Annotated in this window: 18 protein-coding genes and 1 tRNA gene; 10 read left to right on the forward strand and 9 right to left on the reverse strand. The window is 58.6% G+C overall.

What is annotated here, in order from left to right; genetic code table 11:
• Positions 1–97 precede the first annotated feature (97 nt).
• Complete coding sequence (locus ACR0AG_RS04160; protein ID WP_480836674.1) at positions 98–991, forward strand: LysR substrate-binding domain-containing protein; 894 nt, start codon at positions 98–100, stop codon at positions 989–991.
• A gap of 498 nt (positions 992–1489) precedes the next feature.
• Here ACR0AG_RS04160 and ACR0AG_RS04165 read toward each other — a convergent pair whose 3' ends face one another.
• Both ACR0AG_RS04165 and ACR0AG_RS04170 read right to left on the reverse strand, forming a co-directional pair.
• Positions 1490–2134 carry an HD domain-containing protein gene (locus tag ACR0AG_RS04165; RefSeq protein ID WP_480836675.1) on the reverse strand — a complete coding sequence of 215 codons (645 nt, stop codon included), beginning with the start codon at positions 2132–2134 and terminating at the stop codon, positions 1490–1492.
• Complete coding sequence (locus tag ACR0AG_RS04170) at positions 2131–3000, reverse strand: phytanoyl-CoA dioxygenase family protein (protein WP_480836676.1); 870 nt, start codon at positions 2998–3000, stop codon at positions 2131–2133. Before ACR0AG_RS04170 ends, ACR0AG_RS04165 begins: the two co-directional genes overlap by 4 nt.
• Before the next feature lie 96 nt (positions 3001–3096).
• Here ACR0AG_RS04170 and ACR0AG_RS04175 point away from each other — a divergent pair, with 96 nt between their 5' ends.
• Together ACR0AG_RS04175 and ACR0AG_RS04180 are read left to right on the forward strand one after the other, a co-directional pair.
• The gene (locus tag ACR0AG_RS04175; RefSeq protein WP_480836677.1) at positions 3097–3999 is read left to right on the forward strand and encodes a LysR family transcriptional regulator; all 903 of its coding nucleotides are present in this window, start codon (positions 3097–3099) and stop codon (positions 3997–3999) included.
• A 100-nt stretch (positions 4000–4099) separates the two neighbouring features.
• A tRNA-Leu gene (locus ACR0AG_RS04180) sits at positions 4100–4186 on the forward strand.
• 38 nt (positions 4187–4224) lie between these two features.
• Here ACR0AG_RS04180 and ACR0AG_RS04185 read toward each other — a convergent pair.
• The gene (locus tag ACR0AG_RS04185; RefSeq protein WP_480836679.1) at positions 4225–4722 is read right to left on the reverse strand and encodes a hypothetical protein; all 498 of its coding nucleotides are present in this window, start codon (positions 4720–4722) and stop codon (positions 4225–4227) included.
• Positions 4719–5477, reverse strand: coding sequence for a helix-turn-helix transcriptional regulator (locus ACR0AG_RS04190; protein ID WP_480836681.1), 759 nt, complete (start codon positions 5475–5477; stop codon positions 4719–4721). The genes ACR0AG_RS04185 and ACR0AG_RS04190 overlap by 4 nt, the downstream gene beginning before the upstream one ends.
• Before the next feature lie 604 nt (positions 5478–6081).
• Here ACR0AG_RS04190 and ACR0AG_RS04195 point away from each other — a divergent pair.
• The 4 genes from ACR0AG_RS04195 to ACR0AG_RS04210 all read left to right on the forward strand — a co-directional run bounded on the left by ACR0AG_RS04195 (position 6082) and on the right by ACR0AG_RS04210 (position 14203).
• Positions 6082–8421 (forward strand): beta strand repeat-containing protein, encoded by a 2340-nt coding sequence (locus tag ACR0AG_RS04195; protein WP_480836682.1) that lies wholly within the window; start codon positions 6082–6084, stop codon positions 8419–8421.
• Positions 8422–8552: 131 nt separating this feature from the next.
• Complete coding sequence (locus ACR0AG_RS04200) at positions 8553–10526, forward strand: type I secretion protein (RefSeq protein WP_480836683.1); 1974 nt, start codon at positions 8553–8555, stop codon at positions 10524–10526.
• 39 nt (positions 10527–10565) lie between these two features.
• Positions 10566–12866 (forward strand): type I secretion system permease/ATPase, encoded by a 2301-nt coding sequence (locus tag ACR0AG_RS04205; RefSeq protein ID WP_480836684.1) that lies wholly within the window; start codon positions 10566–10568, stop codon positions 12864–12866.
• Positions 12863–14203, forward strand: a complete 1341-nt coding sequence (locus ACR0AG_RS04210) for an HlyD family type I secretion periplasmic adaptor subunit (protein ID WP_480836686.1) — start codon at positions 12863–12865, stop codon at positions 14201–14203. The genes ACR0AG_RS04205 and ACR0AG_RS04210 overlap by 4 nt, the downstream gene beginning before the upstream one ends.
• 81 nt (positions 14204–14284) lie before the next feature.
• Here ACR0AG_RS04210 and ACR0AG_RS04215 read toward each other — a convergent pair whose 3' ends face one another.
• Entirely contained in the window at positions 14285–15085 is an 801-nt protein-coding gene (locus tag ACR0AG_RS04215) for an alpha/beta fold hydrolase (RefSeq protein ID WP_480836688.1), read from the reverse strand.
• 47 nt (positions 15086–15132) lie between these two features.
• Here ACR0AG_RS04215 and ACR0AG_RS04220 point away from each other — a divergent pair, with 47 nt between their 5' ends.
• Positions 15133–15507, forward strand: coding sequence for a hypothetical protein (locus tag ACR0AG_RS04220; RefSeq protein ID WP_480836690.1), 375 nt, complete (start codon positions 15133–15135; stop codon positions 15505–15507).
• 67 nt (positions 15508–15574) lie between these two features.
• Here ACR0AG_RS04220 and glyA read toward each other — a convergent pair whose 3' ends face one another.
• Positions 15575–16870, reverse strand: a complete 1296-nt coding sequence (gene glyA / locus ACR0AG_RS04225; protein ID WP_480836692.1) for a serine hydroxymethyltransferase — start codon at positions 16868–16870, stop codon at positions 15575–15577.
• A gap of 167 nt (positions 16871–17037) precedes the next feature.
• Between glyA and ACR0AG_RS04230 the strand changes: the two genes are divergently transcribed.
• The gene (locus ACR0AG_RS04230) at positions 17038–17799 is read left to right on the forward strand and encodes an NAD kinase (protein ID WP_480836693.1); all 762 of its coding nucleotides are present in this window, start codon (positions 17038–17040) and stop codon (positions 17797–17799) included.
• A 266-nt stretch (positions 17800–18065) separates the two neighbouring features.
• Here the strand turns inward: ACR0AG_RS04230 and ACR0AG_RS04235 are convergent, their stop codons facing one another.
• Complete coding sequence (locus tag ACR0AG_RS04235) at positions 18066–19505, reverse strand: amidase family protein (RefSeq protein ID WP_480836695.1); 1440 nt, start codon at positions 19503–19505, stop codon at positions 18066–18068.
• Between the two features lie 93 nt (positions 19506–19598).
• A complete protein-coding gene (gene prpE / locus ACR0AG_RS04240) occupies positions 19599–21488 on the reverse strand; it encodes a propionate-CoA ligase PrpE (RefSeq protein WP_480836696.1) in 1890 nt (629 codons plus the stop codon).
• 51 nt (positions 21489–21539) lie between these two features.
• Between prpE and ACR0AG_RS04245 the strand changes: the two genes are divergently transcribed.
• On the forward strand, positions 21540–21776 hold the full coding sequence (locus ACR0AG_RS04245) for a hypothetical protein (protein ID WP_480836698.1): 237 nt from the start codon (positions 21540–21542) through the stop codon (positions 21774–21776).
• Here the strand turns inward: ACR0AG_RS04245 and ACR0AG_RS04250 are convergent.
• Positions 21773–24046, reverse strand: coding sequence for an NADP-dependent malic enzyme (locus ACR0AG_RS04250; protein WP_480836700.1), 2274 nt, complete (start codon positions 24044–24046; stop codon positions 21773–21775). The two genes, ACR0AG_RS04245 and ACR0AG_RS04250, sit on opposite strands and share 4 nt — an antisense overlap.
• Positions 24047–24159: the final 113 nt, after the last annotated feature.

The raw sequence follows: 24159 nt of genomic DNA on the forward strand, positions 1-24159 counted from the left end.
ATGTCCATCACCGACCTGAGTGCGCTGAATCGCCGGATGGGCTTATTGTCGAGACGCCCTTAGATCACATCTGAAACATGCAGGAGCAGTGGCGTATATGAGGCTTGAGTGGATCGAAGATATACTGGCCGTATATGACACGGGGTCGTTGCGCGAAGCGGCGGCCAAGAGATTGCTGACCGCGTCCGCGTTCACCCGCCGGATCAAGACCCTGGAAGAGGCGGTAGGAGGCGATATTTTCGACCGCAGCAAGAAGCCCGTCGTTCTACGCCCCCATGTCATTGAATTGATCCCCCGATTGCGCGAAACCGCAGCAGAGATGCGCGAAATCCATGCCGAGCTGAGCGGTTCGGCGACCCGCGCGCGGGTGATGCGGCTTGTGTGTCAGCATACTCTGTCCGTGTCATGGGCCCCCAGCGTCGCGCGCGTGCTTGCAGAGGACGGCCCGCGATTGCGCATTCGGTCCGGATCAAGGGACGAATGTGGGTTCAGTGTCCTGAAAAACGATTCCGATCTCGCACTTGTCTATGATGATCCAAACGAGCCGATTGACGAAAGCTTCAAGCTGTTTGATCGTTTCCAGCTTGGCGCGGAAGAATTCGTTCCCGTTGCAGCGCTGAAAGAGAATGAAGACCTGCAAGCTGCCATCAAGGCCAAGAACATCCCGCTGGTGATTTATCCCCGCTCTCTTTTCCTCGGAGAGATGCTGGAAAAGGTTATCTCACGGCCGTTCAGGCAAGAGCTGAACCTGACAACCGTTGCCGAGGCGGGTCTGGGGCCAGCCGTGTTTGAATTTGTACGCGCTGGATTTGGCGTGGGCTGGTTGCCGCGTTCCATGATCACCGCAGAAATCGCATCGGGTGAATTGCAGGTTATGGACGAATTGCTGCCGAGCTTTTGTCTGGACGTCATTGCGCTAAAATCAAGAACCGCCCGCGACAAGAGCGTGGACGCGCATTGGAAACGGCTTAAAAGCAAATTCGATTTTTGAGGTAGATCACACAGCCGGGTAGGGCGACTGTAAAAGGAACGAAATTGTGCCCGCTGCGGAACATGGCGTGGACCGGTTCAACCTGAGAATTGTCTGACGAAGAACGCGCTCGCGGATCTCAAACGCCGGGGAGCGAAGATAATCCATTTTTAGGTTGGCGGGTATCGTCGTGATCCAAACCTAAACGCGCTTGGAAACGAGAAGCGCGAGACAATGCCCAAAAACACTGATTGACCTAACCCCGCCCATTTGAGTGCGGCATGCAGACTTCGGCGCTGTTTTGTGGTAGGATCGAAGGGCTGCGACTAAGGATGCAGCGAGGGGAGACCTCCATCGTCTCACGAATGATTGAAAGTGATTGGTGGACTGAGAGGCTGGATGAGGGGGTCGAGTCCAGCCTCTCGCTCAAGGGGGAAAGGACCGCGAGGCGGCCCCGTAGTTATGGTCTACCACATGAACAATTCGGCGGATATTGGGGCATTCCCGTAGTGGAGCAGTTTATTTGGGTACTGCCTGCTGCGTCAGGGTTTGCGCGGCCCCGAGCTGGGTCGGCAGATCGGTTATTTTCCCTTCGCAGATCACATCAGGATCATAGGCTTGGCGTGAAAACACCTCGCGCACCATGGGCTCAAAGAACGTCAGCGGTTCGCTGGTGTATTCGGGATCGAAACTGGACTGGTCCCAATGTTCACAGAAGGCCGCGCAGGTTTCGAACAAAGGGTGGTCGCGATACCGATCACGGGCATTGCGGTCCCAGCCGTAGTGGTGACCATAATAAAGCGTTTGGAAAATGCCGTGATGTTCGATCGTCCAGGATACTTCCCAGCGCACAAAGGGGCGGATTACTTCGGCGGACATACGGTCATGGTTCTGTGGGGCCAACCCGTCGCCGATGTCATGCAGCAGCGCGCCGACGACCCAGTCGATATCGACACCGTCCCGGAGGGCGCGGGTGCCGGATTGCAGGCCATGATCCAGCCGGGTGATCTTATAGCCCTCAAGTGTCGCGTCACCGGCCCGGCGCAGCTCGTCGATCACGCGGTCGGCGGTCAGGGCAAGGAATGGCTTTTCCAGCTTTTCCAGCAGCTCGTAATCTTCTTTGGTCCCGTCCTTCATGGCGGTGAAGCTGACTGTTTGGCTCATTGGGTCGCTCCTTGTGCTGCGTATAGGCCTACGGATTCGGTTGCACCTGCCGCCAGGGTACCGGCCTGACCGGACAATATTCGATCATATAGAGCAACATCTGACGGGTGAAACAAGGCGCGCGGTCCTGCGATACAGTCCCAGCCACCTGCAGGAGCCTCGCCACGCACCAACATGGCCCAATCACGACCCGGGGCATGATCGCGCACTTCGGGTGTGACATAGCGGATGGCCAGCCCGATCCTTCGGTCGTCACTCTGGTTTGCGCCGGACGCATGGAAACACCGCCCATGGTGCAGCGACATCTCACCGGGGAGCAGCGGGCCGTGCACGGCCTTGGCCTCGTCCACGCCCGGAATGGCTTGGCCGCGCGACAACAGGTTGTCGGCATCAAACGTGTCGTCATGTTCGGCGATACTGCCGTGATGGCTGCCGGGAATGAACCGCATGCAGCCCGCGCGTTCGGATACGTCAGACAGGGCAACCCAGGCGGTGACCTCATCATCGGTTTCCCCCATGCCCCAATAGGTCAGGTCCTGATGCCACGACACGGTTTTGGCACTGCCGGGTTCCTTTATGAAAAGTTCAACAGACCAGGCCAGCAGGTTCGGGCCCAATATTGGTTCGACCAGATCCAGAATTGCCGGTGTCCGGGCGAGATCGGCCAGCAAGGGAATAACGACATGCCCGTTGACGCGAAAGAACTGCCCCAGATCATGCGATCCGGCGCCTTCGGCATGATTCTGCTCTAAATGTTCGATTTGTTGCCGCAGATCGGCAATTTCCGTCGCCGAAAACACAGGAAGTCCGGCGACAAACCCATTTTCGCGATATCGGGTGACGTAGGGCTGAGTGAGATTTTCCATGGCACGCTCCTGATCGTATGGAAACGCTACACTGCGGGGTGGGGATGGAAAGATATCTCTCTTGCCCGCTAGGATAAGCTGAGCTTATCCTGCCTCATGGCAAGACGTATTCCCTCCCTGAACTGGCTGCGCGTATTCGAGGCCGCCGCGCGCACGGGCAGCTTTGCGCGCGCCGCTGAGCGTCTGGCCATGTCGCCGCCTGCCGTCAGTCAACAGATCCGCGCGCTTGAGACGCATTTGGGCCGGGCTCTGTTCGACAGGGCGCCGGCGGGTGTCACGCTGACGGATGCCGGGCGCAGCCTGTTGGCCGTTGTGGGTGATGCGCTCGGTCGGATGGAAATGGCGGCTGAGGCCTTGTCCGGGCCTGCGCGCCCTCCGATCGTGATCGGCGCATCGCTGATGTTTTCAATCGGCTGGTTGGCCCCAAGGCTTTCGGCGTTTCTAACAGCCTATCCCGAGATCACCGTGCAGATGAATTCAATGGTCGGCCGGCCAGAACTGCCGCCGCGCGAGGCGCTGCAGTGGATCGCATTCGGTCCCTCGCTGCCCGGGACCGAGGCGATCCCCTTGTTTGGGGAACGTCTTATTCCTGTGGCGCATCCGGCTTTGTCAGACAGGATCGAAACGGCGGACGATCTGTTTGCGCATACCCTGATCGAGGTCGCAGACCACAGGCGAAACTGGGCACAGGTGTTGGGCGTCGACTTCCTGCCCGCAGACAGCCGCGTTGTATATGTTGACACGACGCTCTCGGCCTTTGCCATTGCGTCGACCCAAGGCGGGGTTGCGCTGGCGCGGCCGCCGGCGACGGACATTTTGATCGGAAGATACGGATTGGTGCCCTGCCTACCTGGCTTCGAGCTGGGCGGGGTTGAGGAATATCACCTGACTTGTGCCAGCGGTGCAAAGCTGGACCCTGGCAATCAGGCGTTTCGAGACTGGCTTTTGGCAGAGGCAGAAAAAACCCGCCACGCCGAGACGTCGCAGCGAGGCATTTGAGCTCTTTCCAATCGGCGGGGTAGGCGATAAGACTTGCCCAGGTCGCCGCGTTCTTGGATGCCGGTGGTAGAAGTAGGCACAGAAGACAAACAGCCTGCACGCGGATGTGGTGGAATTGGTATACACAAGGGACTTAAAATCCCTCGCCGTTACTGGCTTACGGGTTCGAGTCCCGTCATCCGTACCAACCTTTAAACCTGAGAATTGTGCCCGGCGATGCACCCGCTACGTCGGAAATCCAAGTCGCCGGATCAGGTTCCAGATGTCGCGATTGGCGTCTGACAGTCTTTTGACAACATCTTCGATCTCTTTCAGCGCATCTTCGTCAACGGTGTCTTCGCGGCCCAGCTTAATATCCGTCTTCCGGTCCGCGATGCGCATCAAAATGGTTTTTGGATTCCCGCTTTCGGGGTCAAAGGAATAGATGCAATGGTTGTATTTGTTGCGAATGGCCGACAGGCGCGACAAGCGCTGAGTATGATCCAGGATTGGATCGCGAATTTCGGGCGTTTGCCCCTCCATCTTGGCCAGACGCTCGACAAGGTCGATGCGCGCGCGCGTTGTGTTGAGGGTCAGAAAGATGATCACCGCCACATCTTTGTTGGTACCCGAAAGCCCGGCGATCAGGTGGATCAGCAGGCTTTCGGTATTGGTCCACATATAGTTGAGCCGCCCAACCAACAGGATGAGACGGTCGAATTTGGTTTCGAAATCTTCGCTCAAGGCGCGGTCTTTCGAACCTGATCCGGGGCGACTTCGAAATAGAAATGGGCAGCGGCCGTGCGATTGCTGACGCCGATTTTGCCGGACACGTTATGCATATGCAGTTTCACGGTGTGCTCGGTGATACCAAGGTTCGAGGCGATGGTTTTGTTGCTTTTGCCCTGGGAAACAAGCCGCAGAACCTGCTTTTCCCGACGCGTCAGCTTGGAAAATAACGGCAGTTTCTCGGACGCGGCTGGTGCGCGCGGGCGGGCAGCTATCGGATCAGACTGACCTTGCATTGGGGCCGAGGGCAGACAATCGGCAAGGAAGCTGGGCAGGTGCAGTTCCTCATGCATCAAAAGTCGCAGGATCGCGCGCCAGACATCAGGCGCCACATTCATCGGAAGATATCCGATGTCTCCATGCCGCGCCCGGTCCCAGTGTTCGAACAGTATCCGCGCCGAGCTTTCCTTGCGATAGGCAAGGGCAAGGCACCCCGAATTGGCAACTGCCATATAGTCTTTCGGTCGGGCCAGAAGATCTTCGATCATCATCTGGTCGACAACAACGATCCGCGCGGTTGCCGGAGTTGCCCTATGTTGCGCCAACAGATCGTCCAGGCTGTCAAACCGCAATGCGACAACCCCGAATTCACTTTGAACACTTCTGAGAGTTTGATTTGAATAGAATAATTCTTTTCCGACGAAGACAATCGCCAACTCTTCGGAATAATCCATTTCACCACACGCGCGGTCATTCAATGAATCACTCATTGACTTCCCCCCACTGATACCTGCGTCGCTAAATGATTTTGAAATGGTGTATTTGCAGCGACACGAAACGATAACGGAATCTAAAATTAACGGCTTAATGTTAGCGGAAAGTGCGAAATGCGGCAATAGAATGTTCTTTCTTGTCATTGAGTTATAGAACTATCGATTAAGTGATTTCTGAAAATTACCCGTTAAACCTCTGTAAAATATAAGATTAAAATGTGATCTACTATGGCGTCAGCGAAATTGCCTGAAATTTAGACTTTAAGGCGCGGTCCCAAGAAAAAACCTTTTTAGGACATAATCTTGCCTAATTTAATGCTTTCGGCCAGCTATTCAGACCCCCGGGCCGCTGCAACGATAGCCCTGCTTTTATTCCAAAAGCGCGACTGTTCCTGACGTACCCAATTGCCGTGCATTTCTACGGCGGAACTGCGGGTACCTGATCGGCTTGGCCGAGAAAGGGGGTATCAAAAACCAGAACGAGTGACTGCCGCACAAGCGTCTGCAAATGCGATTGCTGTGCGGAATTCTGTTTCAAGCGCACTGCATGCCGCTTTGTAGATGAATGGCGGTCCGGTGCATCGGTATATTGGAGAAAATCATGAGTAACCGCAGACCGTTTTATGATTGGGGTCATGGCAACCAGGGTCGTGACGACATTGATCAGATCGTCGTCGAACACGAAGAAGAAACCGAAATCGAACTGGAACTGGATGCGCAGCAACAGCAGCAGCAACAGGGCCAGGACGTAGACAATTCGAACGTCCAGTTTGATCACCAGACCCAGTCACAGACCGACGAAAACAACAATGACCAGGATCAGGGCCAAGCCCAGGGTCAAGGTCAGGCGCAAGGTCAGGCTCAGGGTCAGCAGCAGGCCAACCACAATGGTGGTGAAGACAACAACACCAACAATAATGGCAACAACATCCATATCGACTTCGGCGAAGGCGAGTGGATTCCTCGCGATGACGACAATGTCGACGTCGACGTTCAGCATGTTGGCAGTGTTGGCAATGTGGTCACGGCCGGGAACAATCTGGACTATGATCCGGGCGATGACCTGAACCTTGATATCTCACTTGATGGCGCCGGAAACGACTTCTCATCAATCAACAACCAGCTGGCGCAGCTGGATGATGCGGATCACTTGAGCGGTGTATCGCTGGATAACTCGGGTGGATTTACGCAAAACGGCAGCGCCCATGGTGGTCATGCCTATGCCGAAGAGGGGATCGACTCCAATTCGGATGGCGGCAATTCCGGTCAGGGCGGAACCAGCCACGGTGGTTTGGCCTATGGTGATACCCATGGCGGCGGCGCTCTGGCGTTTGGCGGACATTCCGGCAACGCGGGTGCATCGGCGCAAGGTGGCCAGGGCGCATCTTCGGGTGCTGCGCATAATGTAAGCGCGGGCCTGGGACTGTCCGGCGCGCATGCCAACGGCACAAGCGCTGGTGGCGCAGGCGGTGCTGCCACCACGACATCGACAGCTGCGAACACGGGCTCGTCAAGCTCGAACGGCAGTGCAACTGCCGGTGGCGGCGGAAACGCCGGTTCGATCGGTCTGGGCCTGGGTGTTGGTCTGTCCGGCTCGAACGCGGATGGCAACGCCAACGGCGGCGACAACGCCTCTGGTTCGCTGGGCGCAGGTCTGGGTCTGGCTGGTACCGACGCATCCGCGCAGGGCGCAAATGGTGCAAGTGGTCAGTCCGGCTCAAATGGCAACGCCAACAACACCGCCTCTGGTAGCAACCAGGCGAACGGTGCGACCGCTGGTGACAACTATGGTGCCGGTATCGCAGGAAGTGGTGCAGTCGCTGCGAATGACGCGGATGGCGGCAACGGTCCCGGTGGTAATGGCCCCGGCGGCAATGGTCCTGGCGGTAACGGTCCTGGTGGCACCGGTCTTGGTGGCACGGGTCTGGGCGGAAACTCGGGTCAGGCCGAAGGAGCGCTGTCCGCGCTGGGTCAGCAGAACCTGGGTCTGGGCCTGAATCACGGGTCTTCGAACGCTCAGAACGGCAGCGATACCAGTGGAAATAACCCGGGAACCGGCGGAACCGGTACGGGTGGCACTGGTACGGGCGGAACCGGAACCGGCGGTGCTGGCAATGGTGGCGCGGGTGCTGGCGGAGACGGAGGCGGCCATTCGGGCGCGATCTCTGGCGCGCAGGGCATGGGCGATCAGACAACCGGTGGACCGGACGTTGATCAAAGCCCCGGCGACATCAACGGCGCGAACTCGAACGTGCAGATGCCTGACGGATCCGGTGGTGATGGTGGCCTGAACGCGACCTATGGCCTGTCCAATGGTCAAGGCTCGGGCACGTCCTCTGCCGATGGCGCAGGCGGTGCCGGTGGCACAACCACGCCAACCTCGAACTCGGCCGCAAGCGGTGCGGGATCGGCGGATGCAACCAATACCGCAGGTGGCGGTGGCCATGCTGGCGTCTTCTCGGATGCCGACACAAATGGCTCTGCCGACAGTCTGGCGCATGCGATTGCCGGTTACGGCGGATCGTCCAGCTCGGACAATGACGCAACCTCGACCGGATCAGGCAGTGCAACTGGTACAGCTTACTCGGGCGCAGGCGGTGCAGGCGGTGCGGGTTCCGCATTGGGTGGCACCAGCGGTGCGGCCAACGGAACCGCGACGGGTGGGGAAACCCATGGCGCGTGGAACACCGGCGGCGAAGCATCGGGTGCAAACTCGGGTGACGGCGGAGCCGGCGGTAATTCGGGCACATGGGGTTCGAACAACGGTGGCGACGGTATCGTCAACGGTGAATCCTATGCCTCGGCCGCAGCAGTTGTGGATACCGAAGCGTTCAACCAGACAATCGTCATGGGTGCCAACGTCCTTGGCAACGCGGTCGACACAACCATGGTTGGTGGTTCGATGACCTCGTCCTATTCCAGCGACGACAACGACGTTTAAGTCTGACCTCTCGGGGGCCGCATTTTCGGCCCCCGGTTTTGCGAAATCGCCGGGGCCGCGCGTTGCGGCCTCGGCTCAACCAAACCCGAACCGGAAATTTCTGGCCGGTAAGGGGGTAAAGGAAAGAAGTGATGTCGTTCGACAGCGTTACCGAAAAGATTGCACACTTTATTGGAACTTTTGATCTGACGATTGAGCAAGCCCGCCTGAGGGATCAATACGAAGAGTTCACCGCGCAGCGCCGCAAGGCTGAACTTGAAGAGCTGGAAGAACCGCAGCAGATCAAGATCAAGGCTGATCTGGAACTGGACCCCGACAAATACGGCCCCTTATCCTATCGCTTTAACCCCCCTGAACAACAACCGGAATTGCCATTTATCAAGGGCTTTCCAATTCAGGAAACCTTCATCGCACTCGATCCGACATTTGATGGCAGCCCCTATGTTGCCGCGCCCGACGTGTTCGGGACGCGGATCGAAACCAAGATCATTTACATTGAGACCCCGATTGAATTTGAGTTCACCGTTGAGACCGAGTTGATCGGATCAGCCGTGACCTACACGTTCCAGAAACTCTATCTGAACGACAATGATACCGTCGGCGTAGGGGATTTCCGGGATGCCGAGGCACTGATGGCACTGGCCGACGAGGCCGCGGAAACCGCCGCTTCGCTGCACGCGATCAACACGGTGTCCTATGATGTGTCCGACTATCTGTCGGTCGAATATGTCGAAGCGCTGGCGCAAGAGTTCCAATCGGTCGAGATGCCCGAGATCGAGAGCGTCACCGTCCATCAATTCCAGGGCGACGCCGCGTTGGGCATCATCGTCAACGGCGAATATGTGGACGAGGCACCGGTCTGGACCGATCTCTTGCCCGCCTATCATCAGCCGGACGAAGAGGATGAAGACGCCGAGCCAAGCCCGCTCCCGGCTGAGTGGGACCAGGACGACGACACCGGAGCCGAGGATGGGCACAGCGTCATCACCGGCGGTAATCTGGCGATCAATCAGGTTTCGGCCACGATTGCCTGGATTGACGCTCCGTTCATCGTTGTGGGTGGTAAAGCTGTCAGCCTGACCGCGATCAGCCAGGTGGCGCTGGTTTCGGACATGGACAAGGGTGCGGTTGGGCACGAATCTGGTACGAATGTCGTGCAAAGCACCGAGATTGCGTTTGAGTCCAAATCGGCGCATTGGCTGCCCGAAGGCGCCGGTGAGGGTGAACAACCCGTGTTCGTGACGGTCGACTGGATCCATGGCGACCTGCTGGTCACCAACTTTGTCCAGCAGATCATCGACGCCACGGATATCGACCATATTCAAACCGAAATCTCGGCCTCATCCTCGCTTTACGCACTGGGCGACAACCAGTTGATGAACGTCTCGGATCTGGTGCAGCTGGGCACCTACTATGACGTCATTCTGATCGGCGGCAACATGATCTCGGTTGATCTTTTGCACCAGACGTTGGTTCTGATGGACGATGACGTGGTGACCGGTGGATTGCCTGCCATGGATGACCAATCCGACGAGAACCTGTTGATGAACCAGGCTACGGTCAAAACCCAAGGTCAGGACACACACGAAGCGCTGGGCGACAACCTCGCGGGTGCGCTGGACCTGACGCAATCCGACATGGACGCGCTGGAGGATGCGCTGCTGAACGATCCAACCTTTGCGGGGATGGAGCAGTTGCGTGTTCTGAAAATCGACGGCTCGCTTTTGCAGGTGAATGTGGTCGAACAGGTCACCATCCTTGCTGATCAGGACGATGTCCACCTTGAGGGCGGCGCTGCGGATGCGACCGAAGTCGTAGCTGGCAGCAACGCATTGCTGAACGCAGCTACGATCACCAAGGCGGGGATCGATTCCACCGTCATGGCGGCAGACGGGTCTTATTCGGAACTGCTGATCCATCAGGCCAGTCTGATCGACGTTCCCGAAAACGAAGAGATCGAAGAGATCGCGAACGAGGCGATCGCTCTGATGTTGGAGGAAAACGGCGCAGTGGGCGACAAGGACGCGTTCGGACCAAACGCTGCCGATCTGACGCCAGCCGAGATGACCAATGCCTCTGACGGCCTGCAGAGCATGCTGGCCTAACCTTTCCTTCCGTTACGAGTGACCCAAGGGTTTTTTTACATGTCGATCGTTTTTTCGTCGCGCCGCACCCGATACGCCAGTCCGTTGGACCGTCATGGGGGCGGGGGCGTCCTCACCCTGAAACTCAGTGATCGGGTTGTGGGGCCGGATTGCGGCAAAGCGGGCAAAGTTCCCGGCCCGTTTCGTCTGAGCAAGGAGTTGCGCGTGCCAGTCACCCAGCGAAATTCGCAGGACTCTGAGATCACAGGCGCTCGGGACACCAAGGCGGGGCAGCAGACCGCGCCCGCCGCGAGGACGTCAGGTCCCGCAAAAACCAGCCAAGAAAAACAAAACACGGCAGAGCAGACAGAACCATCGCGCGTCGGCTCTCCCCTTCGGCGCGCTCCGTCGCAACCCGGGCAGAACCAAAATGCCAAGGGCCGCGACGCTGGGGTGGCCGATGCCAGTAACCCCGATCGTGAACCTGCTGAACGAACAACTGCGCGCATGACCCCCTCTGCGCCGACGGGCGGTGGGAAAAGTGTTGGTACCACGATCGAAGCCAAGGCAAATGAGCCGCTTATCCGCTCCACCTCGGGCGGAGGGAATGGCAAAGGGCCACCCCAAACCTTTCACAAGCGTACCCCGCCTGAAGACTTCCAGAAAACACTGCGCACCTCGTTGCGGGCGATCTGGCGGAACCTGGCCTTCGTGCTGCTGCTGACATGCGCAACCAACATCCTGATCCTGGCCATTCCGATCTATCTGTTCCAGATCAGCGACCGTGTGCTGACCAGCCGGTCACTGGACACGTTGATCATGTTGACGGCCATTGTCGCCGGTGCGGTGATTTTCCAATCGACCTTCGACGCGGTGCGGCGGTTCATGCTGATGCGGACCGCGGTCGAAGTCGCAGCCCGGCTTGGCGCGCCGATCCTCAGCGCAGCGGCTCATGCGTCGTTGCATGGCACCGGGCGTGAGTACCAGACGCTGGGTGATTTGCAGCAGGTGCGCGGATTTCTGGTGTCCAGCACTCTGATCTCATTCCTGGATGTGCCCTTCGCGCCTTTGTTCATCCTGATGATTTTCCTCGTGCATCCGCAGCTTGGCATGATCGTGGTTGTCACGGCCCTGCTGTTGATGACCATCGCGCTGATCAACCAAAAGATGACGGCCAAGCCATTTGCCAAGGCCAATCAGGCTCAGTCGATGGCGAACCAGCACCTCGACTCCATGTCGCGCAACAGCCAGATCATCAATGCGCTGGCCATGATCCCCGAGGCGGTGCGCATTTGGGGTCGCGATACGGCGCAATCGCTGACATGGCAGGTGCGCGCGCAGGACCGCAACGTGATCTTTGCCGCCATTTCCCGCGCCGTGCGATTGCTGACGCAGATCGCGATCTTGGGCTGGGGTGCGTTTCTGGCCCTGCAGGGTGAGATCACGGGCGGCATGGTGATTGCAGCCTCGATCATCGCAGGCCGCGCGTTTGCGCCGATCGAAGGGTCCATCGAGGGATGGAACACCTTCCTTCTGACGCGCGGCGCCTTTGGCCGGATCAAGGCGCTGCTGTCCAGTTCGGCGCTGCAATATGAAAAACTGCGCCTGCCGCGCCCCGAAGGTCGCGTGGATGTGGAAAGGCTGCTCTATGTGCCCGGCGGAACCAAGCGCGTGGTTCTGAACGGCATCTCGTTTTCCCTGAACCCGGGCGAGACGCTGGCCATCATCGGCAATTCTGGCGCGGGCAAGACCACGCTGGGCAAAACGCTTGTCGGCTCGATCCTGCCGACATCCGGCAGCGTGCGGCTTGACCTGATGGACATTCGCAACTGGGACCCGCGCCAGTTTGGCGAAAGCATCGGATACCTGCCGCAGGATGTGCAGCTGTTCCCTGGCACCATCAAGGACAATATTGGCCGGATGCGTTCGGATGCGACTGATGAACAAATCCACGACGCTGCTGTTCTGGCGGATGTTCATAACATGATCGCGACCCTGCCGCAGGGGTATGAGACGGTTGTCGCCGCAGATGGTGCGCCGCTGTCGGGTGGGCAGAAACAACGTATCGCCCTGGCGCGCGCGTTCTTTGGCAACCCCAGAATGGTGGTTCTGGATGAGCCGAACTCGAACCTCGACGTTGCGGGCGACAAGGCTCTGGCACGTGCGATCGCGCAGGCCAAGGAAAGCAAGATCACCGTTGTGGTGATCACGCAGAAACCCACGCTTTTGAATGTCGTGGACAAGATCATGCTGCTGACCGACGGGCGCGTTGCGCTGTTCGGTCAGCGCGAGCAAGTGCTTCAACAGCTCAATGGGCCACGCCCGAACCCCGAGCTGCAGGGGCAGGGGGGTAAATCATGAATGACTTGGTAAAAGTAGAAGAGCCGCAGGTCTGGTACTCGGAAGTTCCCCGTTCGATACACAAGCAGATAGTGCTGGGTTTGATCCTGCTTGTGGTTTGTTTCGGCGGCTTTGGTCTGTGGTCGTTCCGCGCGCCCCTTGCGGCTGCGGTGATCGCGCAAGGCAGCTTTGTCGCCACCGGTCGCAACAAGATCGTGCAGCACCTTGAGGGCGGGATCATCGAAGAGATTCTTGTGACCGAAGGCGAATCCGTTCAGGCCGGGCAGGTTTTGATGACGTTGGATCAAACCTCGGCCGAAGCCAATGAGCGAGAGTTGTTCATCCGAAAAATCCGCCTGCAAGCTATGACCGAACGACTGCTGGCTGAACACAGCGAGCAAGAGAAGCTGGCGTTCTCGGCTGCTTTGATCAAGGCTTCGGACGATGTCGAAGTGATGACCATTTTGGACAGCCAAAAGCTGAGTTTTGATGTCTCACGCAAAACCCTGATGAATGACATCGCCCTATTGGAACGCAACATGGAAGCGCTGCGCATTCGCGCCGCTGGCTTTGAAGCGCAACTGGCCAGTATGGAGCGGCGCTCGGACATATTGCAGGAAGAGTATGAGACCAAAAATTCTTTGTTCGAAAAAGGCCTTGTCCGCAAGGGAGAGTTGAACACGATCCGCCGCGTTCAGGCCGAGGCCGAGGGTCAGTTGGCCCGGCTTCAGGCGGAAACGGCGGAAGTGAATCAGATGCTTCTGAAATATGAAGAACAGATTTCGCGCACGCGGTCGGCCTATCGCGAAGCGGCATTGGATGAGCTGGGCGTGATCGAGGCCGATCTGGAAAGTGTCCGCGAAAAGGCCCGTCAGGCCCGCAGCGTTCTGGACCGCGCTGTTGTGCGTGCCCCGGTCACAGGCACGGTTGTGCGTCTGCATCACCACACGCCAGGGGGCGTTATCGAAACAGGCGAGGCAATTGCCGAGATCCTGCCCGCCGATGCCCCGCTGATCATCGAGGCGCAGATTCCCAGAACCGAGATCGACAGCGTGGTGACCGGCCAGTCGGCGACCGTCCGCCTTGTTGCCTTGAACCAGCGCACCACTCCGGTGCTGAGCGGAGAGGTCTTTTATGTCTCTGCCGACTCGCTGGTCGAGGATTCGGCTGGCATCCCGCAAGAGGTGTATCTGGCGCGTGTGTCCCTGACGCCGGATGAGATGGAGCGCGTGCGGGGCTTTGTCCCGACCCCGGGCATGCCCGCCGAGATCATGATCCAGACCGAAGAACGCACTTTTGCGGCCTATATCGCCAAGCCTGTCACCGACAGCATGTCCCGCGCGTTCCGCGAGCACTAGCGCGGGAATTCAAACCGGGTGGCATTGGGCTGACCAACGCTGAATGTCCGAATGTAACCGCCAAGCGGCAATGAATGAGTGTCAGGCATTCAGGAAGGCTCTGACCGCCGCTTCGAACTCACGTGGTTTTTCGGCGTGCAGCCAGTGTCCCGCGCCGGGTATCTTTGCAAACCGCGCGCCGGGGAACAGCGCTCGGATCGTGTCTCGATGCTCGGGCAGTACATAGTCGGACGCCGCGCCGGACAAAAACAGCGCGGGTCCACCCCATGTCGTGGCCACGTTGGGAAACCCCATGATCTGCGGCATCTGATCTGCCAGAACGTCGAGATTCAGGCGCCAACGCTGCCCCTCCACGTCCAGCGATTGGGTAAAGAAGCTCTGCAATGCTTGTTCCACGCCCTGTTCGGCCAGCTGCGTTTCTGCCTCGGACCGGCGAGAGACACGGGACAGATCAACGGCGCGCATGGCCTCGATATACTGGATCTGACTGTGGCCGTATGCGACCGGGGCGATATCCGCCACGACCAGTTTGCGCACCAGATCACTGTGCTGCAACGCAAGGACCATCGCGGCTTTGCCGCCCATGGAATGCCCCACGACATCCGCGCGCCCGCCGACACTGTCGACGACCTCGGCAAGATCTTGCGCCAGATCGGGGTAATTGTGATGCGGGTCCCAAAAGCTGTAGGCGTGGTTGCGCATATCGACCGCAATCACCTGACGTTCATCACTCAGCCTGCGCGCGATCACGCCCCAATTGCGGGCCGAGCCGTAGAGCCCATGCGCAATCAATAACGGAGGTTGCTCGGTCGGGTCGCCATGGATGATCGTGTTCAGCATATCGACGTGATACAGCCCGTGCGCCAGAACGACCACCCCCATTGTCCCCGCCCGGTCAGGTGGTTACATTGCCCGCTCAGGAGGCGCCGATGTCGCAAGATGCCGATATTCAGACCCGAATAGCCGAAACGCTCGCGCTAATGCGGGACAAGCTGGGCGTGCGGGACAAGACTTTGACAGAGTCGGTCAAGCGGGCAAAGCGCAGGCTGCCGCGCCCGATCTATAAACAGGCGCTGTTTCTGGCAAAGGCCGAAACCATGGCAGATCACCCGAAACTGCGATTGATCCTTGATACTCCGGTTCTTGAACAGGCTTCGGACAATGTTCAGGCACATCTGAAGGCGATCAATCTGTCCGACCGTCGCATGGCCCTGTTCCTGAGTATGTTGGGGTCATTTGCCTTCGGGGTGCTGGCCCTGTTTGCCTTGGCAATACTCATCCTACGCTGGCGCGGATACATCTGACACCCGTGTCACCGCACAAAAACGGCGCCTGCAAGAGGCGCCGTTTTCGTTGCTCATCTGACCCGGGTCAGAGGTTTGGGTAGATCGGGAAGCGGGCGCAGAGCTCTGCAACCTCGGCTTTGACCTTGGCTTCGACCTCGGCATTGCCGTCTTCGCCATTGGCAGCCAGACCGTCGACCACCTCGATGATCCAGTCTGCGATCTGGCGGAACTCAGCCTCGCCAAAGCCGCGCGTGGTCCCGGCGGGAGAGCCCAGGCGGATACCGCTGGTGATCGTCGGTTTTTCGGGGTCAAACGGCACGCCGTTCTTGTTGCAGGTGATATGCGCGCGGCCCAGTGCCTTTTCGGTCGCGTTGCCCTTGACGCCCTTGGGGCGCAGGTCGACCAGCACCACATGGGTGTCGGTGCCGTGGGTCACGGTATCAAGCCCGCCTTTGATCAGCTGATCGCTCAACGCCTGCGCGTTGGTGATGACCTGCTTGATGTAGTCCTTGAATGCGGGCTGAAGTGCCTCGCCAAAGGCCGCCGCCTTGCCTGCGATCACGTGCATCAGCGGGCCGCCCTGAATGCCGGGGAAGATGGCCGAGTTCACTTTCTTGGCAATCGCCTCGTCATTGGTCAGGATCATGCCGCCACGCGGTCCGCGCAGTGTCTTGTGCGTGGTGGTGGTCGCAACATGTGCATGCGGGAAGGGGCTGGGGTGTTCGCCTGCTGCCACCAGACCGGCGAAATGCGCCATGTCCACGTGCAGATAGGCACCTACCATGTCGGCGATCTGACGCATCCGGGCAAAGTCGATCTGGCGCGGGATGGCCGAACCGCCTGCGATGATCAGCTTGGGCTGGTGCTCTTTCGCCAGCGCCTCGACCTGATCATAGTCCAGCATGTTGTCCTGCTGGCGCACACCGTATTGCACGGCGTTGAACCACTTGCCCGACTGGTTCGGGCGGGCACCGTGGGTCAGGTGGCCACCGGCATCCAGGCTCATGCCCAGAATGGTGTCGCCAGGCTGGATCAGCGCCTGAAACACGCCCTGGTTGGCCTGAGAGCCCGAGTTCGGCTGAACATTGGCGAATTCGCAGCCGAACAATTCCTTGGCGCGGTCGATGGCCAGGTTTTCGGCGATGTCGACGAACTGGCAGCCACCATAGTAACGGCGACCGGGATAGCCCTCGGCGTACTTGTTGGTCAGAACCGATCCCTGCGCCTGCATCACGGCGGCAGAGACTATGTTTTCGGACGCGATCAGCTCGATCTCATCGCGCTGACGGCCCAGTTCAGAGGTGATCGAACCAAAAAGTTCGGGGTCACGGTCCGACAGGGACTGGGTGAAAAAACCGGTATCACGAAGGTTGGCGTTCATGTGCGCTCCGCATGGCTGGGTGTATCTGGCGAATTTCCTATCGGAAACCATGAATGCCAGAAAGGCTATAAAACGACGAATTGGTCGGCAGAGGCGTCAACTCTGGCCTATTGGGGAAAGGTATGTTTGTTTCGGAGCCAAATGAGTAACACCGGAAACCGGAAACGATGACAAAGAGAATCGCTTTTCTTGCCAGCGACGTGGATGTGGCGCAAAGCGCCCGCGACGTGTTGGTCAAGCGATATGGACAGGCCGCCCCGCGGGATGCGGATGTCGTGGTGGCGCTGGGCGGCGATGGCTTTATGTTGCGCACGCTGCACGGGACGCAGCACCTCAACACACCGGTCTATGGCATGAACCGCGGCACCATCGGGTTTCTGATGAACGAATACAGCGAGGCTGATCTTCTGGATCGTCTGACCGAGGCCGAGGAAGAGGTGATCAATCCGCTGGTCATGAAAGCCATGGACCAGTCCGGTCAGGTGCATGAGGCACTGGCGATCAACGAAGTGTCCTTGCTGCGCGCAGGGCCGCAGGCTGCACGTTTGAAAATCAGTGTGGACGGGCGCGAGCGTCTGGAAGAACTGGTTTGTGACGGGGCGCTGTTGTCCACACCGGCCGGCTCGACGGCCTACAACTATTCGGCGCACGGCCCCATTTTGCCCATCGGTTCCGACGTTCTGGCGCTGACGGCGATCGCTGCGTTTCGTCCGCGGCGGTGGCGGGGGGCGCTGTTGCCCAAAACCGCTCAGGTGCGATTTGATGTGATTGACGCCGATAAACGACCGGTGATGGCGGATGCGGATTCGATTTCCATCCCGGATATCGATTGGGTCGAAATCCGATCCGAACCGGCTGTGCGCCACCGGATCCTTTTCGATCCCGGTCACGGTCTTGAGGAAAGGTTGATCTCGGAACAATTCACCTGAGTTCGGGGTCGGAAAAAATTTTCGCTTGTGTGAACCAGTTCACAGGCACGGAAATAACCCTTTGTTAACTTGTCCGTGCCCGGAGAACACGCCGGGGTGGAAGTGAGTGGCCATCCCAAGGTGTTTTCGAACTACCGCGCTTTATTCGCGCTAGCAGGGGTGGGTGGTGCCACGCCTGTTATCTGAAATCCGGGCATATTTTAGTATGCGGACCCCGGGCACAAAACCCCGGGGTCTATTTTGTTTTCGGGTGCTGTGCGCGGCTTTTATCCTGCGGTGGCCATCTGTTCCCACAGAATCGGTGCCATTTGGCCGACCCGCGATTCGATTGCGGCAGCGGCATCCACAGCCAAATCCTCGCGCCAGCGCCGGGCGGCAATCTGAACGTTGATGGGCTGCGGCCCGTTTGGCAGCTGCGCCAGTCGCGCGGGAACACAGGCGGCAGGCAGACCCAAATAATTCATCGCATAGGAATACACCGCACAGCCCAGAACCTCGTGCACACCTTCCGCACCTTCGGTGTCGCGGTCGGGCTTAAAGAAGGGCTGCGGCAGGAACGGCGACAAGACCAGCGGATACTCCTGCAAAAACACTGACCAGTCACGCGCATATGCCGAGCGTTTGGCCAGCATTCGCACCATCTCGGTTTCGACGATGGGCGGGAATTCCTGAAAATAGACGTCAAAGATATTGCGGATCGTCTGTGAGCCAGCCGCCTCGATATCGCTTTTCATCAGCGTCAGAACTTCTCCCATCAGGGTCCGATACCCGATCCGGCCGCATTCAAAGACGTTCGGGGGTTCGACATCCTCCACGCGATAGCCCGCGTCGACAAGCGCCTCGCGCGCGGTATCCAGCGCCTTTTCGACCTCGGGGTGCAGGGCATAGCCAAAGGTGTTTTTGGTAAATGCGACGCGGATGGGACCTTCGGGTTCCTCGCCGCGCCAGGGCAACGGCACATGAAACGGATCGCGCGGATCAGGTGCGATCAGACTGGGCATCGACAGATGCAGGTCCGCAGCAGAGCGGGTGATCAGGCCCTGAACCGACATTGACTGTGCAAGAATACCGCGTTCCACCGACTGGCTAGGGTTCCACGCCGGTACTCGCCCAAGCCCGGGCTTGACGGTGACGGCCCCATTGGCCGCCGCGGGAAATCGCAGGCTGCCACCGATGTCGTTGCCATGGCCCAATGCTCCGACACCTGCCATCACGGCAGCCCCGGCACCACCCGAAGAGCCGCCGGGCGAAATGTGTCGGCCCCAGGGATTATGCGTGCGCCCGTGCAGCACGTTGTCTGTATCTGCGCGAAAGGAAAATTCGGGCGTGTTTGTGCGCCCGATCACAATTGCCCCGGCATTTTGCAGATTGGAAACCACTGGCGCGTCGTCGGGCGCGATCACATCCTTCAACGCAACAACACCGTTTGAGGTGGCATGCCCCTTTTGATCGACGTTGATCTTGATGGTGACCGGAACACCATGCAACGGACCTGTTGCTGCGCCGCCGACGCGCGCTTTGTCCAACTCGCGGGCACGTTCCAGAGCTTCGGTGCCCAGGTCCTCGACGACTGCGTTCAGATCCGGGTTGACCTGATGCATCCTTTTGATCGCGTCCTGAACGACCTCTTCGGCGGCCAGATCTCCGCTTCGCGTCAAGTCGGTCAGTTCGGTGGCGCTCAGTCGCCAGATGTCGGTTTGTGTCATGGGGCCCTCGCTGTCTGAAGATGACAGTAGGCGCCCCATCACGGGTTGCAAGGGAAAGACGACCGGGCAGAGCAGAGGCCGCCCGGCTAAGGGTTACTGCGCGTAACCGATTGTTTTCAGCGCCTCTGTGATTTCGTCCAGAATGGTCGGGTCATCGATGGTGGCGGGCATTTTGTAGTCCTTGCCATCGGCAATCGACACCATAGTGCCGCGCAGAATTTTGCCGGATCGGGTCTTGGGCAATCGATCCACCACCACGGCCTTTTTGAAAGCGGCAACCGGGCCGATCTTGTCACGGACCAGCTTGACCACATCCGCGACGACATCATCGTGGTTGCGGTCGGACCCTGCGTTCAGGCATAGAAAGCCGACCGGCATCTGACCTTTGAGCTGATCGGACACGCCGATCACGGCGCATTCGGCAACGTCAGGATGCGCGGCCAGAACCTCCTCCATCCCGCCGGTCGACAGGCGGTGTCCGGCGACGTTGATCACGTCATCCGTGCGCGCCATGATATAGAGGTAACCGTCCTCATCAATCATGCCCGCATCCCCGGTTTCGTAGTAGCCGGGGAATTGGTTGAGGTAGGAAGACCTGAACCGTTCTTCGGCATTCCACAGTGTCGGCAGCGTGCCCGGGGGCAGGGGCAGCTTGACCGCAATTGCGCCCAACTCACCGGTTTTCATAGGATGGCCGCCTTCGTCCAGTATCTGCACGTCGTAGCCAGGCATGGGTTTGGCAGGTGAGCCCAGCTTGATGGGCAATTCCTCGATCCCCAGCGGATTGCCCGCGATGGTCCAACCGGTTTCGGTCTGCCACCAATGGTCGATCACCGGCACGCCCAGAGCGTCTTGGGCCCAGAGGATCGTGTCGGGGTCTGCGCGCTCACCGGCCAGATACAGCGCGTTCAGGCAGGACAGGTCGTAATTGGCCAGCAACTCGCCCTTGGGGTCTTCGCGTTTGACGGCGCGAATGGCGGTTGGGGCCGTGAAAAAGCTTTTGACCTTATGTTCCGAAATGACGCGCCAGAAGGTGCCCGCGTCGGGTGTGCCGACGGGTTTGCCCTCGAACACAATGGTGGTGTTTCCGTGGATCAAGGGCGCATAGCAGATATAGGAATGCCCAACGACCCAACCCACGTCTGATGCGGCCCAGAACACATCGCCGGGATCGACGTTGTAGATGTTCTTCATGGTCCAGTTCAGCGCAACCAGATGGCCCGCCGTCGGACGAACGACCCCTTTCGGCGAACCGGTGGTGCCGGATGTATAGAGGATATAGGCCGGGTCATTTCCATCGACGGGCACACATTCCGCTGGCTCAACACCGTATTGGAAACCGTGCCAGTTATAGTCGCGGCCTTCGACCAGTTGGGCGACTTCCTGTTCGCGCTGGAAAATAACGCAGAACTCGGGTTTGTGACTGGCAAGATCAATGGCGCCGTCGAGCAGAGGTTTGTAGTGGACGACGCGGCCCGGTTCCATCCCGCAAGAGGCGGCGATGATCGCCTTGGGTTTGGCGTCATCGATGCGAACCGCCAATTCGTTGCTGGCAAACCCGCCAAAGACCACGCTGTGCACGGCACCCAGGCGCGCGCAGGCCAACATCGCTTCAAGCGCTTCGGGGATCATTGGCATGTAGATGATAACCCGGTCCCCTTTTTCGACGCCCTTTTTGCGCAAAGCACCGGCCAGCGTGGCCACCCGGTTGCGCAGTTCGACATATGAAATCTCGCGCTTGGTATGGGTGATCGGACTGTCATAGATGATCGCCGTCTGTTCACCGCGCCCGTTTTCAACGTGGCGGTCCACCGCGTTCCAGCAGGTGTTCACACGCGCGTCATTGAACCATTCGTATAGGGGTGCGTTATCGTCGAACAATGCTTTGCTTGGGGGGCTGACCCAGTCGATGCCTTTTGCGGCCTCCATCCAAAACGCCTCGGGATCGGATTTCCAGCTGTCGTACACATCCTTATAGGCCATGGGGTCCTCCTCCCTGAAATCTCTTGGTATTCTGTTAAGGACGTGCGTGCTATGGAACAAGCCGGTCAAATGACGGCGCGTCAGTTTATCGCAAAAAAATTTGCAGAAATCCTCAAATTTTCCTGCAAATTTTTGCAAATTCACCATCAAAAGGCGCTTTTCTCGGACTTTTTAGTTCGTTTTGCAAATGTGCAAATTTTTCGGTGCAAAACGTTAGCGCGCACAGATAGAAAAACAGGCACCAAAGCCGGTGCCTGCCGTCTCATACGCCTTGGGCCTGCGATTTAACCGTAATGCGCAACCGGTGTACCGGCGATGGCGGCCATATTCAGCAAACCGCGTGCCGTAATTGATGGTGTCACGATATGGGCTTTGTTGCCCATGCCCATCAAAATCGGCCCAACCTCTAGCCCGCCCGCCTTCATTTTCAGGATATTGCGCACACCGCTGGCCGCGTCCGCATGGGCAAAGATCAGCACATTTGCCGGACCCTGAAGCCGCGAATTGGGGAAAATTCTGTCACGCAGATCGGGATCCAAGGCCACATCCAGGTTCATTTCCCCTTCATAGGTGAAATCGCGGGGCTCGGAATCCAGGATCTCCAACGCCGCGCGCAAACGTTTGCCGGACCCTTCGGATTGGTTGCCAAACTGAGATTGCGAACAGAAGGCGATCTTGGGTTCAAGCCCAAAGCGACCCACATGGCGGGCCGCGCCGATGGTGGTCTCGGCAAGTTCCTCGGGTGTGGGCAATTGCCTGACATGGGTGTCTGCGATGAACAGAGGGCCGTCTTCAAGGATCATCAGCGACAAGGCCCCATGTGGGCGCAGATCACCGTCGTCGAGAACTTGTTCGACGTAGTTCAGATGCCAGCGATATTCGCCGAAGGTGCCGCAAATCATGCTTTCGGCCTCGCCGCGATGCACCATGATGGCGGCAATAGCGGTCGAGTTGGTGCGCATGATCGCCTTGGCCAAATCCGGGGTGACACCGCGACGTTGCATGACCTGGTGGTAGGAGTTCCAGTACTCATAATATCGCGGATCGTTTTCCGGGTTCACGATTTGGAAATCCTGACCGGGACGCACTGTTAGGCCCAGACGTTCGCACCTGGTTTCGATCACCTCAGGCCGCCCGATCAAAATCGGCGTTTCGGTGGTCTCTTCCAGAATGGCTTGCGCGGCGCGCAACACGCGTTCGTCTTCCCCTTCGGCAAACACGATGCGGCGAGAGGCTACAGCGGCGGCCTCGAATACCGGTCGCATGATGAGGGCCGATTTGAAGACGGTCTGATTGAGGCGCTCTTTATAGGCTTCCATATCATCGATGGGACGCTTGGCGACCCCGCTTTCCATGGCGGCCTTGGCCACAGCCGAAGACACCACGCCCACAAGGCGCGGATCAAAGGGTTTCGGGATCAGATAGTCGGGGCCAAAGGTCAGTTGCTCGCCCTTGTAGGCGGCCGCCGCCTCGGCGCTGGTGGTGGCGCGGGCCATTTCCGCGATACCATCGACGCAGGCGATCTGCATGGCGTCGTTGATCTCGGTCGCGCCCACATCCAGCGCACCGCGGAAGATGAAGGGAAAACACAGGACGTTGTTGACCTGGTTGGGGAAATCGCTGCGGCCGGTTGCGATGATCGCGTCGGGCGCAACCTCGCGCGCGAATTGCGGCAGGATTTCAGGCGTCGGGTTGGCCAGCGCGAATATGATAGGGCTTTTGGACATGCGCTTGACCATTTCCGGTTTTAGCACATTCGGCCCGCTGAGCCCCAGAAACAAATCGGCCCCGTCGATGACATCATCCAGGGTGCGCAGGTCGGATTTCTGGGCGAACTGATCCTTGTGCGGGTTCATATCCTCGGCCCGGCCTTCGTAGACCAAACCATGAATATCGCAGAGCCAGATATTTTCGCGTTTCACCCCCAGTTTAACCAACATGCTCAGGCAGGCGATGCCCGCCGCGCCCCCGCCGGTCGAAACGATCTTGATATCCTCGAACTTTTTGCCGGCCACATGCAGGGCGTTCTTGGCTGCCGCGCCTACGACGATTGCGGTGCCGTGCTGGTCGTCATGAAAGACCGGGATATTCATCCGCTCGCGGCAGATCTTTTCGACCGTAAAGCAATCCGGGGCTTTGATGTCTTCTAGGTTGATCGCGCCAAAGGTCGGTTCAAGCGCACAAACGATATCTGCCAGTTTCTCGGGGTCGGGTTGGTCGACCTCGATGTCAAAACAGTCGATACCGGCAAATTTCTTGAACAGGACGGCCTTGCCCTCCATCACCGGCTTTGAGGCGAGCGCACCGATATTGCCAAGCCCCAGAACGGCCGTACCGTTCGAGACAACAGCCACGAGGTTGCCGCGCGCTGTATATTTTTCCGCGTTGGCGGCGTCGGATTTGATTTCCAGGCTGGCTTCGGCCACGCCCGGCGAATAGGCCCGCGCCAGATCGCGCCCATTGGCCATTGGCTTGGTGGCCCTGATCTCAAGTTTTCCGGGTTTGGGATGAGCGTGATAGTCAAGCGCGGCTTGCCGCAAACTGGGTGTGTCGGACATCTTCTATTCTGCTCCCTTCCAGAAAGTGTCTTAGGGTTAATCCATTTCTCCGCCCTTGGCCATGTCGCTTGTGTGACGCGAGGTTTTTTGAGTTCACTAATCTTTAACTTGAT

This window comes from Ruegeria sp. H6 (assembly GCF_056532975.1).

Bases quoted from the DNA above. Each gene is read 5' to 3' on its own strand.
- ACR0AG_RS04170 (WP_480836676.1), bottom strand. From the start codon at position 3,000: ATGGAAAATCTCACTCAGCCCTACGTCACCCGATATCGCGAAAATGGG.
- ACR0AG_RS04200 (WP_480836683.1), top strand. From the start codon at position 8,553: ATGTCGTTCGACAGCGTTACCGAAAAGATTGCACACTTTATTGGAACT.
- ACR0AG_RS04195 (WP_480836682.1), top strand. From the start codon at position 6,082: ATGAGTAACCGCAGACCGTTTTATGATTGGGGTCATGGCAACCAGGGT.
- glyA (WP_480836692.1), bottom strand. From the start codon at position 16,870: ATGAACGCCAACCTTCGTGATACCGGTTTTTTCACCCAGTCCCTGTCG.
- ACR0AG_RS04215 (WP_480836688.1), bottom strand. From the start codon at position 15,085: ATGGGGGTGGTCGTTCTGGCGCACGGGCTGTATCACGTCGATATGCTG.
- ACR0AG_RS04230 (WP_480836693.1), top strand. From the start codon at position 17,038: ATGACAAAGAGAATCGCTTTTCTTGCCAGCGACGTGGATGTGGCGCAA.
- ACR0AG_RS04165 (WP_480836675.1), bottom strand. From the start codon at position 2,134: ATGAGCCAAACAGTCAGCTTCACCGCCATGAAGGACGGGACCAAAGAA.
- ACR0AG_RS04175 (WP_480836677.1), top strand. From the start codon at position 3,097: ATGGCAAGACGTATTCCCTCCCTGAACTGGCTGCGCGTATTCGAGGCC.
- ACR0AG_RS04245 (WP_480836698.1), top strand. From the start codon at position 21,540: ATGGAACAAGCCGGTCAAATGACGGCGCGTCAGTTTATCGCAAAAAAA.
- prpE (WP_480836696.1), bottom strand. From the start codon at position 21,488: ATGGCCTATAAGGATGTGTACGACAGCTGGAAATCCGATCCCGAGGCG.
- ACR0AG_RS04210 (WP_480836686.1), top strand. From the start codon at position 12,863: ATGAATGACTTGGTAAAAGTAGAAGAGCCGCAGGTCTGGTACTCGGAA.
- ACR0AG_RS04250 (WP_480836700.1), bottom strand. From the start codon at position 24,046: ATGTCCGACACACCCAGTTTGCGGCAAGCCGCGCTTGACTATCACGCT.
- ACR0AG_RS04205 (WP_480836684.1), top strand. From the start codon at position 10,566: ATGTCGATCGTTTTTTCGTCGCGCCGCACCCGATACGCCAGTCCGTTG.
- ACR0AG_RS04160 (WP_480836674.1), top strand. From the start codon at position 98: ATGAGGCTTGAGTGGATCGAAGATATACTGGCCGTATATGACACGGGG.
- ACR0AG_RS04220 (WP_480836690.1), top strand. From the start codon at position 15,133: ATGTCGCAAGATGCCGATATTCAGACCCGAATAGCCGAAACGCTCGCG.
- ACR0AG_RS04235 (WP_480836695.1), bottom strand. From the start codon at position 19,505: ATGACACAAACCGACATCTGGCGACTGAGCGCCACCGAACTGACCGAC.
- ACR0AG_RS04190 (WP_480836681.1), bottom strand. From the start codon at position 5,477: ATGAGTGATTCATTGAATGACCGCGCGTGTGGTGAAATGGATTATTCC.